The sequence below is a fragment of the Streptomyces sp. MAI_2237 genome (assembly GCF_054189285.1).
The window spans coordinates 1001835-1017496 of the sequence record NZ_JAJPGQ010000005.1 but is presented as its reverse complement, the minus strand read 5'-3'; the positions used below and the strand labels follow the sequence as shown (position 1 = coordinate 1017496).

The following is a 15662-nucleotide window of genomic DNA, read 5'->3' as shown; positions in this document are numbered from 1 at the left end:
GGTCTCGGGTTCAGCGGACCTGCTCGGCGAACTCCCGCCGCAGCCGTGCGGCGAGCTCGTCGACGTGGGGCGGGTCGAGGAGCGACAGATGGTGCCCCGCGACCGGTACGACGGTCAGTCGGGGACACACCTCGTCCCAGCCGAGCGCCGCGTCGTCGCGTTCGTAGGCCAGGTCGCGCACGGTGTGCGGCGCCCGCTCGGTCGCCCGGTACAGCACCACGCGGCCGTCGTAGTGCCGCGGCCGGTGCGCCTCGCCGATCCTCAGGTCCAGGTAGGAGGCGCGCTGATGCTCCAGCGCGGCGGCCGGCACCTCGGCGGCCTCGCGCAGCGCCCGCAGCACGGTGTCGATGCGCTCGCCGTCGTCCTCTAGGGCGACGAGTTCGTCGTACGGCAACTCCAGCCGCACTCCGTAGACGTCGGCGACGTGGGCCGCGAAGCCCGTCAGGTGGGCGCGGAGCCGGTCGGGCCGGGGGAGGGGCCGTACGGAGTCGACGAGCACCACCAGCTCCACCTCGCGTCCGGAGGCCGTCAGCTGCCGTGCCGTCTCCTGCGCGACGAACCCGCCGAAGGACCAACCGCCCAGCAGCAGCGGCCCGTTAGGGCGAGCGGCGGTGATGACCCGGGCGTAGCGGCGGGCCTTCTCGGTGACCGTACGGGCTTCTTCGATCCGGTCGAGGCCGTACACCGGCCGGTCGTCGCCGAGGCGTTCGGCGAGCGTCCGGTAGACGTCGCTCGTCCCGCCGGCGGCGTGGACCAGGAAGAGCGGGGTCCCGGAGCCGGTGGTTTTCAGGGGTCGCAGAGGTGCGAACTCCCCGTCGGGGACGGCTTGTCGGAGGAGGTCGGCGAGGTCGCCGAGGCGGGCGGCGCCCATGAGGTCGCGCAGCGGCAGTTCGGTCCCGAACTCGCGCTCCAGCGCGGTGCGGACGCGGACGGCCATCAGCGAGTCCAGTCCCAGGTCGGCCAGCGGGGTGGCGGCGGTGAGGCGGTCCGGCGAATGGCCGGTGACGGCCGCGACGTGGTGGCGCAGGCGGGCGGTGACGGAGTCGTCGTCCTGGGCGGGCTCCCGCTTCGGCGCCGCGGGGGCCGCCGTCCGCCCGTCCGTCCACCAGTGCCGCACATGCCGCCAGCGGGGCGCGGGCAGGTCGATGACGCGCCCGGGCGGCAGCGGCAGCCGCAGGCCCGCCGTGTACAGGGCGCCCAGCCGGCCGAGGAAGGCTGCCGAGTCGTCGGCGTCACGGTGGAGCGTGCCCAGGGCCAGCGCACCGGGCGCGGACCCGGTGAGGGCTCGAAGCAGCACCGGGTGGGGTGAGATCTCCACGAAGACGGAGTGACCGTCGGCCGCGGCGGCCGCGACGGCCCGGTCCAGACGGACCGGCCGCCGCAGGTTCGCCACCCAGTGGGCGGCGTCGAAGACGCTCTCTCCGCGTGGGTCGTCGAGAACGGTGGAGTAGACGGGAACGCGCGATCGCCTGCCCCGGACATCGGCGAGCGACTCCGCCAGCTCGGTCAGCAGAGGGTCGACCTGTGGGGAGTGGCCGGCGCCGACGACCTTCATCGACCTGGCCGCCCGGCCTTCGTCCCGCAGCCGTCGCACGAGCCGGGCCACCGCCTCCTCCTCACCGGTGACGACCTGCTGTCCGGGTGAGGAGTGCACGGCGACATGGACACCGGGGAACTCCCGTGGCAGCGCGTCGACTTCGGTCTCGTCGAGGTCGACCACGGCCATCGCGCCACCCCGCAGCCGACTGAGCAGCCGCGCCCGTACGGCGACGACCCGTGCCCCGTCCGACAGGTCCAGGGCCCCCGAGCACACCGCCGCCGCGACCTCGCCCATGGAATGGCCGATGACCGCGGCGGGTTCGACGCCGTGGGCACGCCACAACTCCGCCAGGGCCACCTGGACCCCGAACAGCACGGGCTGGGCGACCTCCAGGCGCTCCAGTTCACCGCCGGAGGCGAGGTGGTCGTAAAGGGAGAACCCGCACTCGGCGGCGAGTTGGGCATCCGTCTTCTCCACGGCCGCGGCGAAGGCGGGCTCCTCGGCGAGCAGCCGGCGCCCCATGCCGGCCCACTGACTGCCGTACCCGGAGAAGACCCACACCGGCCCGCGCCCGACACGGTCTCGGTCCTCGGTCACCACCCCTTGATGTGGCCGCCCCGCACCCAACGCGCGCATCGCATCAGCGAGTTCGGTTCGGTGGCGGGCGACGATGGCGGTCCGCACAGGCCCCCGGCCGGTGCGCCCCGCGAGCGTGCGCGCGACGTCGGCCGGGTGCGCGCCCGCGCCCGCGGGGCCGCGCAGCCAGTCGGCGAGCCGGGACGCGGTGTCCCGGAGCCGTTCACCGTCGAGGTCGGACAGCACATGCAGCCGGGCCGCCCGGTTCTCGGCGGCCGGAGTGGGGGCAGGACGCCATTCCTCCAGCACCGCATGGGCGTTGGTGCCGCCGAATCCGAACCCCGAGACGCCCGCCACGGCCGTGCCGCCGTAGCGCGGCCAGGGTTCCGGCTCGGTCACCACCCGCAGTGGTACGCCGCCCAGGGCGCTGCCGTTCGCGCAGTGCAGGGACGGCGGGACGAGGTCGTGGTGCAGGGCGAGGACCGTCTTGATCAGCCCTGCGATGCCCGCCGCCGACTCCAGATGACCGAGGTTGCCCTTGACCGAGCCCAGCAGCAGGGGCTGGTCGGGGTCGCGGTCCGCGCCGAGGACCGCCGCCAGTGCGCCCGCCTCGATCGGGTCGCCGAGCGGGGTGCCGGTGCCGTGCGCCTCGACGTGGTCGACGTGCGCCGGCAGGACACCGGCACGCGCGTACGCGGTGGTCAACAGGGCCTGCTGTGCGGCCGGGTTGGGGGCCAGCAGGCCGTTGGAGCGGCCGTCGGAGTTGACAGCCGTCGCCCTGATGACAGCGAGCACGCGGTCACCGTCCCGTTCGGCGTCCGACAGCCGTTTCAGCAGCACGGCGGCGCAGCCCTCGCCGCGCCCGATGCCGTCCGCCGCCGCGGAGAACGGCTTGCACCGCCCGTCCGGGGCCAGGGCGCCCGCCCGCCGGAACGCGACGGTGACGGTGGGGGAGAGCAGCAGGTTGACTCCGGCGGCGATCGCCGTGTCGCTCTCGCCCGTCCGCAGGCTCACACACGCGTGGTGCACGGCGACCAGCGACGACGAGCAGGCGGTGTCGACGGCCATGCTGGGTCCCCGGGTGTCCAGCACGTACGCCAGCCGCCCCGCGGTCACGCTGAGCGCGGCGCCCGCCGGGGCCCACGGGTCGACCGCCTCCGGGTCGGCGCCGGTGAGCCCGCCGTACTCGGGTGCCGAAACCCCCACGAAAACACCGGTGTTCGTGCCGGCCAAGGAAGCGGTCGGGACGGCAGCGTGGTCGAGCGTCTCCTGGACGATCTCCAGCAGGATCCGCTGCTGCGGGTCCATCACGGCGGCCTCGCGCGGGGTGACGCGGAAGAACTCCGCGTCGAACCCGGCGATGTCGTCCAGGTAGCCGCCGTAGGGGAGTGCGTCGGCGGGCGGGAAGGCGGTGAAGTCACGCCAGCGGTCCTCGGGCACCCGGCGGATCGCGTCGGCGCCCTCGCACAGCAGCCGCCAGTAGTCGTCGGGGCCGTGCACCCCGCCGGGCAGCCGGCAGCCGACGCCGACGACCGCCACGGGCTCCCCGGAGATCGACGGCAGCGAGGCCGGGGCGGCGGCCGTCTCCCGCGGGACCGGCGCGGCGACCGCTGCCCGGGGGCCGCACAGCCGCGCAACGAGCGCCTCCCCGGTGGGCGCCTCCCACACCAGCGTGGCCGGCAGCTCGCGCCCGGCCAGGACCGACAGCTCCCCGGCCAGCGTCACCGCGTCCCGCGAGGACATGCCGAGATCCGCCAACGGGCGGTCCATCGGGGCGTGTTCGGCCTCCGTGCCGCCCCACTCGGCCACTCGCCGGGCGATCAGCCGGCGCACCGCCCGTTCGTCGACGGCGCTCACCGCACCCCCTCGGCCTGGTACGCGCCCGCCAGATAGCGCTCACGGGTCAGCGCCCGCGACACCTTGCCGCTGGAGGTCCGCGGCACGGTGCCCGGCGGCACGAGGACGACGTCGGCCAGCCGCAGCCCGTGCCGGGCCGACACGGCCGCGCGCACGGCCGCCACCAGGGCCGGTACGTCGATCGCGGCCAGTGACGTGCCGCGCACGTGCTCGGCGACGACGACCACCCGCTCGCCCGGGTCCCCGGGTGTGCCGAAGGCGGCGAGCCGGTCGGGCCGCAGCGCCGGGTGGGCGTCCTGGGCGGTGGCCTCCACGTCCTGCGGGTAGTGGTTGCGGCCGTCGACCACGATGAGGTCCTTCAGCCGGCCCGTGACGATCAACTGCCCGTCCAGCAGGGTCCCGAGGTCTCCGGTGCGCAGCCAGCCGCCGGGGCCGAAGACGCGCCGGCCGTGCTCCTCCTGGTTCCAGTAGCCGCGCCCGACGTTCGGCCCCTGGACGCGGATCTCGCCGACCTCGCCCTCGGACAGGACGGCGTCCGTCACCGGATCGGTGATGCGCACCCGCTGGCCCGCCGGAGTGCCGCAGCCCGCGAGCAGCACGGCCCTGGGGTCGTCGGGCCGCGCGGGCAGCGCCTTGCCGGCCGCCAGGGCGTCCCGGTCGAGGGCGAAACGCCGCGGCGGCCGGCCGGGCCGGGCGGCGCTGACGAAGACGGTGGCCTCGGCCAGCCCGTACGACGGGCAGTGCGTCGCCGGATCGAGCCCCTGGGCGGCGAAAGCGGCGTGGAAGCGGTCCGCGGTGCTCGGGCGGACCGGCTCGCTGCCGTTGATCAGCGCGGCGATGCCGGCCAGCCGCAGATCCGCCTTCTGCGCCTCGGTGACGGCGGCGGCGCAGTAGTCGTAGGCGAAGTTGGGTGCCGCGCTGACCACGCGCGGGTGTGCGCCGAGCAGCCGGAGCCAGCGCACCGGCTCGTGCAGGAACGCCGTCGGGTCCATCAGTACCGACAGCAGCCCGCGCGCCACCGGAGCGGCCACGCTCAGCACCAGCCCCATGTCGTGGTAGAGCGGCAGCCAGCCCACGCAGGTCACCGGTCCGGTGTCGGCGCCGTAGGCGGTCAGCGCCTGGTGGGCGTTGGCGACGACGTTGGCGTGGGTGATCTCCACGCCCGCCGGGGTGCGGGTGGAGCCGGAGGTGTACTGCAGGTACGCGACCGCCGACTCCGGCGTCGTCACCGGCTGCCATCCCTCCGCGGCCGCGTCGGGCACCTGGTCCGCGACGACGACCCGGGCCGCGGTGTCCGCGCAGAAGTCCCGCACCATGCCGGCGGCCGGGCTCGTGGTCACCACGACCGCCGGCCGCGCGTCGGCGAGCACGGCCGCGAGCCGGCCGCCGTGCCCGGGCAGGTCCGGCGGATACAGCGGTACGGCGACCAGGCCGGCCGTGAGCGCGGCGAGGAAGGCGGTGACGTACTCCGTGCCCTGCGGACACAGCAGTGCCACCCGGTCTCCCGGTCGGGTGTCCTCGGCGAGCCGGGCGGCCAGGGCGCGCACCCGCAGGTCCAGGCGCCGCCAGGTCAGCGTGCGGTGGACGCCGCGGGAGCCGGGTGCGGGATGGTCGACGTAGGTGAACGCCCGGCGGTCCGGGATCGTCTCGGCCCAGTGCCGCACGCATGCGGGCAGACTGCGGTGGGCGGGCGCGTGCGGGGGACGGCGGCTGTCCATCGGGCATGGCTCCTGTCGTGGTCGGCGTGTGGGGCGCGGCGGTGGGAGCGGTGCGCGGGGTCAGGGAGGGCAGGGGGCCCAAAGCCTTTGCGAGTTCAGCGAGTTCAGCGAGTTCAGAGGCTCCAGCCGCTTCAGAGGGGGATGTTGCCGTGCCGGCGCTCCGGCATCGCGGCACGCTTGCCGCGCAGGGTCCTCAGAGCGCGGCAGACCTGCTCGCGGGTCTCGCGCGGGGCGATGACCGCGTCGATGTAGCCGCGCTCGGCGGCGAGATACGGCGTGCCGTGGGTGCTCTCGTACGCCGCGACGAGCCGGGCGCGCAGTGCCTCGGGGTCGGCCGCGGCGGCGAGTTCGCGCCGGTGCAGGATGCCGACGGCGCCCTCGGCGCCCATCACGGCGATGCGGGCCGTGGGCCAGGCGAGGTTGACGTCCGCGCCCAGGTGCTTGGAGCCCATCACCGCGTAGCCGCCGCCGTAGGCCTTGCGGACCACGACGGTGACCTTGGGGACGGTCGCCTCGGCGTACGCGTACAGCAGTTTGGCGCCCCGGCGGATGATCCCCGCCTGCTCCTGGCGGACGCCGGAGAGGTAGCCCGGCACGTCGGCGAAGGTCAGCAGCGGGATGCCGAACGCGTCGCAGAACCGCACGAAGCGGGCGGCCTTCTCCGAGGCGTCGATGTCCAGCACACCGGCCGCGTGCAGGGGCTGGTTGGCGACGAGGCCGACGGAGCAGCCCTCGACCCGAGCCAGCGCGCAGATGATGTTGGGCGCGAACAGCGCCTGGACCTCCAGGAGTTCGCCGTCGTCCACGACCGCGTGCAGGACGTCCCGCATGTCGTAGGCCTGGCCCAGCCGGTCGGGCACGACCTCGTCCAGCCAGGCGCCGTCGCGCGCGCAGCCCGGGGCGTACTCCGGGGGCCGTTCGAGGTTGTTGGCGGGCAGGTACGACAGCAGGTCACGCACGGTGTCCAGGGCGTCCTCCTCGTCGGCGGCGAGGAAGTGCGCGTTGCCGTTGACGGTGTTGCTGGTGCGGGCGCCGCCCAGCTCCTCGGCACTGGTGCGCTCGCCGGTGACGGCCTCGATGACGTCGGGGCCGGTGACGAACATGTGGGAGGCGCCGTCCACCATCACCGTGAGGTCGGTGATCGCAGGGGAGTAGGCGGCGCCTCCCGCGCAGGGGCCGAGGACGACGGAGATCTGCGGGACGACCCCGGAGGCCCTGACGTTGCGGCGCACGAGTTCGGCGTACAGGGCCAGGGAGGTGACGCCCTCCTGGATGCGGGCCCCGCCGCCGTCGTTGAGCCCGACGACCGGGCAGCCGATCTTCAGGGCGAGGTCCATCAGGGCCACCGCCTTCTCGCCGAAGGACTCGCCCATGCTGCCGCCGAAGACCGTGGAGTCCTGGGCGAACACGCAGACGGGACGGCCGTCGACCGTGCCGTGCCCGGTGACCACCCCGTCCCCGTACGGGCGCCGGGCGTCGTCCCCGGCCCCGCGGGCCCGCACGAACAGACCGGTCTCGGTGAAGGAGCCCGCGTCCAGCAGCCGTTCGATCCGCTCCCGCGCACCGAGCAGCCCCCGGCGTCTCGCGCCGCCCGGGGCCATCGCCCGTATCCGGCGGCTCTCCAGCTCGGCGAGCCGCGCGGCGGTGCGGTCGGGGGCGTGCACCGCCGTGTCCTCGGCCCGGGATGTCGTCGCCTCTCGCGTCACAGCCACCTCCGAAGTGGCTTTCGAATATGGCAGTGACGCCCGTGCGAAGGGGATGGCCGAGGGGTGTGTTGTGCGGGAGTTGAGTGCCCGGGCAGCGCCGTTAGTGCGGCGGTGACAAGGCGGGCGTCTCAGGGTTCACGATGCTCGTGCGCCGCGAGCTCCAGTGCCTCCGCCTCAGCCTCGGCCACCCGCTGCTCGGCCGCCACGTCGATCGAGCGGGTCAGCCACCAGTACAGCAGCGCGGAGACCGGCAGCCCGATGAACAGCGAGATGTCGGCGCCGCCGAGGGCGTCGGCGACCGGGCCGGTGTAGAGGGTGCCGACCGAGAAGAACGGGATCATGACGGCGAAGCCGACCAGGTAGGCGATGATGCCGTGCCAGCCCCAACGGCCGTACATGCCCCGCGGGTTGAAGATCTCGGCGATGGCGTAGTGGCCACGGCGCACCACGTAGTAGTCCATCAGGTTCACCGCGGTCCACGGGATGAAGAGATAGAGGACCAGCAGCAGGAAGTTGTTGAAGTTCTCCAGGAAGTGGGAGGTGGCGGCCAGCGCGCCGACCAGGGAGAGCGCCGCGGTGAGGCCGATGGTGACCAGACGGACGGCGAGGGTGGGCCGCACCCGCTTGAAGGAGTCGATGGCGCTGATGAGGGTGAGCGAGCCGCCGTACATGTTCAGCGCGGTGACGGAGACCAGGCCCAGCGCGGCGAACAGCAGCACGATCGCGCCGAAGCCGCTGAACACCTTGTCGCCCGCCGCGTTGATCGACCTGACCGTGTCGAAGTCCTTGCCCGCCCAGGCGGCGAGCAGGGCGCCGAGGACCATCAGCCAGATGCCGCCGAGGGCGGAGCCGAAGTAGGTCCAGTAGAAGGTCTTGCGGACGGTGACGTTCGGCGGCAGATAGCGGGAGTAGTCGGAGACGTAGATCGCCCAGCTGATCTGGTAGCCGGCGACCACGCCGAACTGGGCCAGGAACGGCGTCCACTTGAAGGCGCCGAGGTCGAAGGAGCCGGCCGGGTAGTGGAGGGTGAGCAGGACCCCGACGGTGAAGATCCCGAAGACGACCAGGAAGGTGTACGTCAGGAACCGTTCGGCCTTGTGGATGATGTCGTAGCCCACCAGCGCGATCACCAGGGCGAGCGCGGTTACCACGACCACCCACAGCTTCACGCCGCCGTGCACGGTGGTGTGCATGGCCTCGCCCGCGAGGATCGTGTTGAAGACGTTGAAGCCCGCGTACTGGACGTACGCGAACAGCCACACGAGCAGGGCGCCGACGTAGCCGAACTGGGGCCGCGACTGGATCATCTGCGGCAGGCCCAGCTGGGGGCCCTGGGCCGAGTGGAAGGCCATGAAGAAGGTGCCGAGGACGGTGCCCGCCACGATCGCGATCAGCGACCAGATGAGGTTGCCGCCCTCGGTGATGCTGATGAGGCCCACGGCCAATGTGGCGATCTGGGCGTTCGACATGAACCACAGCGGGCCGAGGTGCCACAGCTTGCCGTGGCGCTCGTCCAGCGGGACGTAGTCGATCGACCGTATCTCCAGGCCCTGCACCCGCGGTTCCGATGATGTGGTCACGGCGACTCCAGAGAACAGATCCACCCACCCTGTGGCCGGATTCATTCCCTGGAACAGTCTGGCCAAAGGTGGCATTGCCGACCCTTGACCAGACGGGTTCCCAGGTCAGGCCGCCGGACTCGGAAACGTCGGGTACTCGACGCCGGAGACGTGCTGGACGACCCGGATCACCTGGCAGGAGTAGCCGAACTCGTTGTCGTACCAGAGGTAGAGGATCGCGTTGTCGCCCTCCACCTTGGTCGCGCCGGCGTCCACGATCGAGGCGTGCCGCGAGCCGATGAAGTCGCTGGAGACCGCGTCGGGGGCGGTGGTGAAGTCGATCTGGCGCTTGAGCGGCGAGGTCAGCGACACGTCACGCAGGTACTCCAGCACCTCCTCGCGGTCCGTCTCCCGGGCGAGCTGCAGGTTGAGGATCGCGATCGAGACATCCGGGACCGGCACGCGGATCGAACTGCCGGTGATGCGCGCCTTGAGGTCGGGCAGCGCCTTGGCCACGGCGGAGGCGGCACCGGTCTCGGTGATGACCATGTTCAGCGGCGCCGAGCGGCCGCGGCGGTCGGCCTTGTGGTAATTGTCCAGCAGGTTCTGGTCGTTGGTGAACGAGTGGACCGTCTCCACGTGGCCGCGCAGCACGCCGTACTCGTCGTCCATGGCCTTCAGTGGCGGCACGATCGCGTTGGTGGTGCAGGACGCGCAGGACAGGATCTGCTCGTCCGGCTTGATCGTGTCGTGGTTGACGCCGTGCACGATGTTGGGGACGTCCCCCTTGCCCGGCGCGGTCAGCACGACCTTGTCGATGCCGGGACGCAGGTGCTGGGACAGGCCCTCGCGGTCGCGCCACTTGCCGGTGTTGTCGACGAGGATCGCGTTGCGGATGCCGTACGCGGTGTAGTCGACCTCGGAGGGGTCGTTCGCGTAGATCACCTTGATCGCGTTGCCGTTGGCGAAGATCGTGCTGGACGCCTCGTCCACCGTGATGGTGCCCTGGAACTGGCCGTGGATGGAGTCCCGGCGCAGCAGCGAGGCCCGCTTGACGATGTCCTGCTCGCCGCCGCCGCGCACCACGATCGCGCGCAGCCGCAGGCCGTTGCCCGATCCCGACTTCTCGATGAGCAGCCGGGCCACGAGCCGGCCGATGCGGCCGAAGCCGTACAGGACGACGTCCCGGCCCTCGCCCCGCCGGATCTTGTTGGCGCCCGTGGCACCCGCGACGGCCCTCGGCGGTGAACGCCTCCACCGTCAGACCGCGGTCGTCGCTCCGGTAGGTCGCGGCGAGCATGCCCAGGTCGATCTGGGAGGGGCCGAGGTCGAGCTCGGTCAGCGCCTGCAGGAACGGCATGGTCTCGGTGACCGACAGCTCCTCGCCGGCGATCTGCCGGGCGAAGCGGTGGGTCTTGAGGATGCTCACCACCGACTTGTTCACCAGGGAGCGGCTGTGCAGCAGGACGGTGACGTCCCGCTCGCGGTGCAGCTTCCCGATGAGGGGGATCATCGACTCCGCGATCTCCTCGCGGGTCTTCCAGTTGGTGAACGAGTCGTCGTTGACAGCAGTCACGGATCCATCTTTCGAGCTAGGCAGCGCTCATATGTTAAACCCTGGTTGATCGATCGTTTGAGCGGGGTTCGTCACATCCGCTTCCCTCGGACATCGAGACGATCCGGCCGCCCGTCCGTACCTGACGGGCATGGGGCACGCCCGCCCCGCCACCGCTCCGATCGAGGGACGAACTCCATGAACGCAACCGCAGCCATCGGCGTGACCGGCCTGGGCGTGATGGGCCGCAACCTGGCGCGCAACTTCGCCCGCAACGGCTACACCGTCGCCGTCCACAACCGCTCCGCCGGTCGCACGCGCGCGCTGATCGAGGTCTACGGCGACGAGGGCGCGTTCGTGCCCGCCGAGACGGCCGAGGAGTTCGTCGCCGCCCTCGAACGCCCCCGCCGCCTCATGATCATGGTGCAGGCGGGAGCGGCCACCGACGCCGTCATCGACGAGTTCGCCCCGCTCCTGGAGCCCGGCGACATGATCATCGACGGCGGCAACGCGCACTACGCCGACACCCGCCGCCGCGAGGCGGCCCTGCGAGAGCGCGGCATCCACTTCGTCGGCACCGGCGTCTCCGGCGGCGAGGAGGGCGCGCTGGAGGGGCCGTCGATCATGGTCGGCGGCTCGGCGGAGGCGTACGACGTGCTCGGGCCGATGTTCGAGCGGATCAGCGCGAAGGTCGACGGCGAGCCCTGCGCCGCCCACATCGGCAGCGACGGCGCCGGGCACTTCGTCAAGATGGTCCACAACGGCATCGAGTACGCCGACATGCAGCTCATCGCCGAGGCGTACGATCTGCTCCGGCAGGTGGCCGGATACACCCCCGCCGAGATCGCGGACGTCTTCCGCCACTGGAACCGCGGCCGGCTCGGCTCCTACCTGGTGGAGATCACCGCCGACGTCCTCGCCCACACCGACGCCGAGACCGGCCTCCCCTTCGTCGACGTCGTCGCCGACGCCGCCGGCCAGAAGGGCACCGGCCGCTGGACCGTGCAGACCGCGCTCGACCTCGCCTCACCGGTCACCGCGATCGCCCAGGCCACCTTCGCCCGCGCCGCCTCCGGCCAGAGCGAACTGCGCGCCGCCTACGCCGGGCTGCCCGGCGGCACCCGCCCCCAGCTCACCCGCACCGAGGCCGAACGCTTCGCCTCCCAGGTCGAACACGCCCTGTACGCCTCCAAGGTCATCGCCTACGACCAGGGGCTGAAGATGATCCAGGACGCGGCCGCCGAGTACGGCTGGAAGATCGACCTCGGCACGGTCGCGAAGATCTGGCGCGGCGGCTGCATCATCCGCGCCTCCTTCCTCGACCGCATCCGCGCCGCCTACGCCGCCGACCGCGAACTGGTCAGCCTCCTCGGCGAGATGGAGTTCGCCATGGAGATCACCGACGCGCAGGTGCCCTGGCGGGAGACCGTCGCCTCCGCCGCCCGCCGCGGCATCCCCGTCCCCGCCTTCTCCGCCGCGCTCGCCCACTACGACACCCTGCGCGCCGGCCGCCTGCCCGCCGCCCTTCTGCAGGGCCAGCGCGACTACTTCGGCGCCCACACCTATCTGCGCACCGACCGCCCCGGCGCCTTCCACACCCACTGGGCCGCGCCCGACCGTCCCGAGACCCCCGCCTGACCCACACCGCCGTGACCCCCGGGCAGAACGGGTCGTACCGTTCTGCATGATCCACATCAAGCGCGGACTCCTCACGGCCGCCGCGGCGCTCGCCGCCCTGGCGGCCCTGACCGCACCCGCCGCCCACGCCACCGACGACGTCCCCTGCCCCACAGCCCCGTCAAGCGGGACCTCACCGACCCGCTCTCCGGCCGGGGTCCGGCCGGGCACCACCGTCCCGCACTGCAACCTCACCCGCGGCCACGTCCCGGTGTTCGCCTCCCGCTCACCGGGCGCCCCGGTCGTCGGCCATCTCGAACGGGGCGGCGCGGCCAACTGGTTCGTCACCGAGATGAAGGGCCAGACCTTCCGGGACGGCACCGCCGAGAACTACCGGTGGGGCAGCACCATGGCTGACAACGGCCGCTGGGGCTGGGTCCCCGAGGTGTACTTCGCGGGCGGCGACAACAACGAGGACGACGCGGGCCTGCTCATGCCCGGCGGCCACACCTGCGCGAACACCTGCGCCCCCCTGCCGTTCTGGGCCCGCTGAACCGCCTGCTGCCGCCGTCGGACCGGGGCCCCCACCCGGTCCACGGCGAGCCCGGCCGTGGTCCGGACCATTGATCATTGACCGGCCGACCGGACCCCACTTAGCCTCCAGCCATCACGTGCGAACACGGGAGGTCGTCGATGGCAGGGTCCGCGGACAACCCCGAGGGCAGAGCGCCGGCCCGGCAGCTCCAGGTGGAGACCCACGGGCTCGACGTCATCGGCGACACCGAGCGCAAAGGCACCCCGCGCACCCTGTTCTGGCCCTGGTTCGGCGCCAACGTCTCCATCCTCGGACTGAGCTACGGCGCCTTCGCCCTCGGCTTCGGGATCTCCTTCTGGCAGGCGCTGATCGCCGGAGTCGTCGGCATCGTCTTCTCGTTCCTGCTGTGCGGCTTCATCGCCGTCGCCGGCAAGCGCGGCTCGGCGCCGACGATGGTGCTCGGCCGGGCCGCCTACGGCGTACGCGGCAACCGCCTGCCCTCGGTGATCTCCTGGGTGCTCACCGTCGGCTGGGAGACCGTGCTGTGCGCGCTCGCCACCATGGCCACCGCCACCGTCTTCTCCCGCCTCGGCTGGGGCGGCGGCACCGAGACGAAGGTGGTCGCCCTGATCCTGGTCGGCGCGCTCACGGTCGCCGGCGGCGTCATGGGCTTCGACCTGATCATGCGGCTGCAGACGGTGATCACCGTGGTCACGGGCGTCCTCACCGTCGTCTACGTCGTCCTCGTCGCCGATCACATCCACTGGAGCACCGTCAGCGCGATCCCGCCGGGCTCCACCCAGGAGTTCATCGGCGCGCTCGTGTTCATGATGACCGGCTTCGGCCTCGGCTGGGTCAACGCCGCCGCCGACTACTCCCGCTATCTGCCGCGCGGCTCCTCCAGCCGCGGCGTGATCGGCTGGACCACCTTCGGCGCCTCGGTGGCCCCGCTGCTCCTGCTCGTCTTCGGCCTGCTGCTCGCGGGCTCCTCCGACAAGCTCGGCGCCGCGGTCGCCGCCGACCCCATCGGCGCGCTCACGACCCTGCTGCCCACGTGGTTCCTGGTGCCGTTCGCCGTCGTCGCCGTCCTCGGCCTGGTCGGCGGCGCCGTACTCGACATCTACTCCTCCGGACTGGCCCTGCTCTCCGCGGGCCTGCGGATCCCGCGCTACCTGGCCGCCCTCGTCGACGGCGTCCTCATGATCGCGGGCTCGGTCTACATCGTGTTCGTCGCCGACGACTTCCTCGGCCAGTTCATGGGCTTCCTCACCACCCTGGGCGTCCCCATCGCCGCCTGGTGCGGCATCATGCTCGCCGACGTCGCCCTGCGCCGCCGCGACTACGACGAGACCGACCTCTACCGCCCCTCCGGCCGCTACGGCGACGTACCCCCCACCCCGCTCCTGCTCACCGTCGCCGCCACCGCCCTCGGCTGGGGTCTGGTCACCAACTCGGCCGCCCACTGGCTCACCTGGCAGGGCTACCTGCTCCGGCCCCTCGGCCTCGGCGGCAAGACCGGCGCCTGGGCCTACGCCAACCTCGGCGTCCTCGCCGCCCTGGCACTCGGCTTCCTCGGCACCCTCGCCCTGGGCCGCGCCCGGGTGCGCGGCCAGGAAGCGCAGGTCCCCAGCCCGACGGACGCGGGAGCGGTCGTATGACCCGCGGCCTGCTCGCCGTCATCGACATGCAACGCGTCTTCGCCGAACCCGGCAGCCCCTGGGCGGCCCCGCGCTACGCCGAGGCCGCGGCGGGAGTACGACGCCTGCTGCCGGCCCACCGCGGCCGCACCGTCTTCACCCGCTTCGTCGCCCCCGCGCGACCCGAGGGCGCCTGGCGTGCCTACTACGACCGCTGGCCCTTCGCCCTCCAGCCGCCGGACGCCCCGCTGTGGGAGCTGACCGAGGAGTTCGGCGGCCTGGCCCCGCGCGTCCTGGACGCCCCGACCTTCGGCAAGTGGAACCCGTCCCTCGCCGCTCTCGCGGAGCCGGAGGGCCGCCTGGTCCTGGCCGGCGTCAGCACCGACTGCTGCGTGCTGTCCACCGCGCTCGCCGCCGCCGACGCCGGCATCGACGTACTGGTCGCGGCGGACGCCTGCGCGGGCGCCGACGACGACTCGCACGCCAGGGCGCTGCACATCATGGACCTCTACCGGCCGCTGGTGAGAGTCACCACGGTCGACGAACTGCTCGCGGAGGCGCAGTGAGACCCGGAACGAACCCCATCCCGCCCCCGCGGCGGCGCGTGGCCCTCCTCGGCGGAGGCTTCGGCACCGACGACGACGGCCTCCTGGACGACTGGATGCTGAGCCATGTGCGCACCGACTGGCCGCGCATCTGCTTCCTGCCGACCGCCAGCGGCGACGAGCCCGCGTACATCGAGCGGTTCCTCGACGCCTTCCGGCCCCGCCGGCACTGCATGCCCTCCGTAGTGCCCCTGTTCCGAAGGGAGTTGGACGACGAGGCGCTGCGCGCCCACCTGCTCGCCCAGGACGTCGTGTACGTCGGCGGCGGCAACACCGCGAACATGCTCGCGGTGTGGCGCGTGCACGGCGTGGACCGGCTGCTGCGCGAGGCCTACGACCGCGGCACCCTGCTGTGCGGCATCAGCGCCGGCGCCAACTGCTGGGCTGAAGGCTCGCACACCGACTCCTTCGGTCCGCTGACCTTCCTGAAGGACGGACTCGGACTGCTCCCCGGCTCCGTCTGCCCCCACTACGACAGCGAACCGGGCCGGCGCCCCTCCTACCGGTCCGCCGTCGCCGCCGGGTCGCTGCCGGCCGGATGGGCGCTGGACGACGGAACCGGCGCCCTGTTCACGGACGGGCGGCTGACCGAGACGGTGACCCGCCTGCCGCACGCCCGTGTGCACCGCGTGGAACCGGACGGGCGCGGCGGCGCCGACGAGCAGGCACTGGAGTGCCGCCCGCTCCCCTGAACCGCCGGGTCGACGCGGATCGCCCCGACGCCGGGCGGACCACCCGGACCGGGGCGGGCGGGGGC

The 15662-nt window shown here is 72.9% G+C and carries 9 protein-coding genes and 1 pseudogene; 5 read left to right on the top strand and 5 right to left on the bottom strand.

Annotated elements, in window-relative coordinates:
• Window positions 1–10: 10 nt before the first annotated feature.
• From LN251_RS33010 to LN251_RS32990, 5 genes and pseudogenes are all read right to left on the bottom strand, one after another.
• Window positions 11–3973 carry an acyltransferase domain-containing protein gene (locus tag LN251_RS33010; RefSeq protein ID WP_458247818.1) on the bottom strand — a complete coding sequence of 1321 codons (3963 nt, stop codon included), beginning with the start codon at window positions 3971–3973 and terminating at the stop codon, window positions 11–13.
• Entirely contained in the window at window positions 3970–5691 is a 1722-nt protein-coding gene (locus LN251_RS33005) for a fatty acyl-AMP ligase (protein ID WP_458247817.1), read from the bottom strand. Before LN251_RS33005 ends, LN251_RS33010 begins: the two co-directional genes overlap by 4 nt.
• 131 nt (window positions 5692–5822) lie before the next feature.
• The gene (locus LN251_RS33000) at window positions 5823–7292 is read right to left on the bottom strand and encodes an acyl-CoA carboxylase subunit beta (RefSeq protein WP_458248219.1); all 1470 of its coding nucleotides are present in this window, start codon (window positions 7290–7292) and stop codon (window positions 5823–5825) included.
• Window positions 7293–7525: 233 nt separating this feature from the next.
• A complete protein-coding gene (locus LN251_RS32995) occupies window positions 7526–8953 on the bottom strand; it encodes a purine-cytosine permease family protein (protein ID WP_458248218.1) in 1428 nt (475 codons plus the stop codon).
• Window positions 8954–9082: 129 nt separating this feature from the next.
• Window positions 9083–10469 (bottom strand): annotated as a pseudogene (locus LN251_RS32990) (glyceraldehyde-3-phosphate dehydrogenase).
• A gap of 240 nt (window positions 10470–10709) precedes the next feature.
• Here LN251_RS32990 and gndA point away from each other — a divergent pair.
• From gndA to LN251_RS32965, 5 genes are all read left to right on the top strand, one after another.
• Window positions 10710–12149, top strand: coding sequence for an NADP-dependent phosphogluconate dehydrogenase (gene gndA, locus LN251_RS32985; protein ID WP_458247816.1), 1440 nt, complete (start codon window positions 10710–10712; stop codon window positions 12147–12149).
• Window positions 12150–12195: 46 nt separating this feature from the next.
• The gene (locus tag LN251_RS32980; protein ID WP_458247815.1) at window positions 12196–12681 is read left to right on the top strand and encodes a hypothetical protein; all 486 of its coding nucleotides are present in this window, start codon (window positions 12196–12198) and stop codon (window positions 12679–12681) included.
• Window positions 12682–12821: 140 nt separating this feature from the next.
• Entirely contained in the window at window positions 12822–14321 is a 1500-nt protein-coding gene (locus tag LN251_RS32975) for a purine-cytosine permease family protein (RefSeq protein WP_458247814.1), read from the top strand.
• On the top strand, window positions 14318–14866 hold the full coding sequence (locus LN251_RS32970; RefSeq protein WP_458247813.1) for a cysteine hydrolase family protein: 549 nt from the start codon (window positions 14318–14320) through the stop codon (window positions 14864–14866). The genes LN251_RS32975 and LN251_RS32970 overlap by 4 nt, the downstream gene beginning before the upstream one ends.
• Window positions 14863–15597, top strand: a complete 735-nt coding sequence (locus tag LN251_RS32965; protein WP_458247812.1) for a Type 1 glutamine amidotransferase-like domain-containing protein — start codon at window positions 14863–14865, stop codon at window positions 15595–15597. Before LN251_RS32970 ends, LN251_RS32965 begins: the two co-directional genes overlap by 4 nt.
• The last annotated feature ends 65 nt before the right edge of the window (window positions 15598–15662 follow it).

Coding starts and splice junctions, on each gene's coding strand:
- LN251_RS33000 (WP_458248219.1), bottom strand. CDS start 7,292: ATGGCCCCGGGCGGCGCGAGACGCCGGGGGCTGCTCGGTGCGCGGGAG.
- LN251_RS32970 (WP_458247813.1), top strand. CDS start 14,318: ATGACCCGCGGCCTGCTCGCCGTCATCGACATGCAACGCGTCTTCGCC.
- gndA (WP_458247816.1), top strand. CDS start 10,710: ATGAACGCAACCGCAGCCATCGGCGTGACCGGCCTGGGCGTGATGGGC.
- LN251_RS32980 (WP_458247815.1), top strand. CDS start 12,196: ATGATCCACATCAAGCGCGGACTCCTCACGGCCGCCGCGGCGCTCGCC.
- LN251_RS32975 (WP_458247814.1), top strand. CDS start 12,822: ATGGCAGGGTCCGCGGACAACCCCGAGGGCAGAGCGCCGGCCCGGCAG.
- LN251_RS33005 (WP_458247817.1), bottom strand. CDS start 5,691: ATGGACAGCCGCCGTCCCCCGCACGCGCCCGCCCACCGCAGTCTGCCC.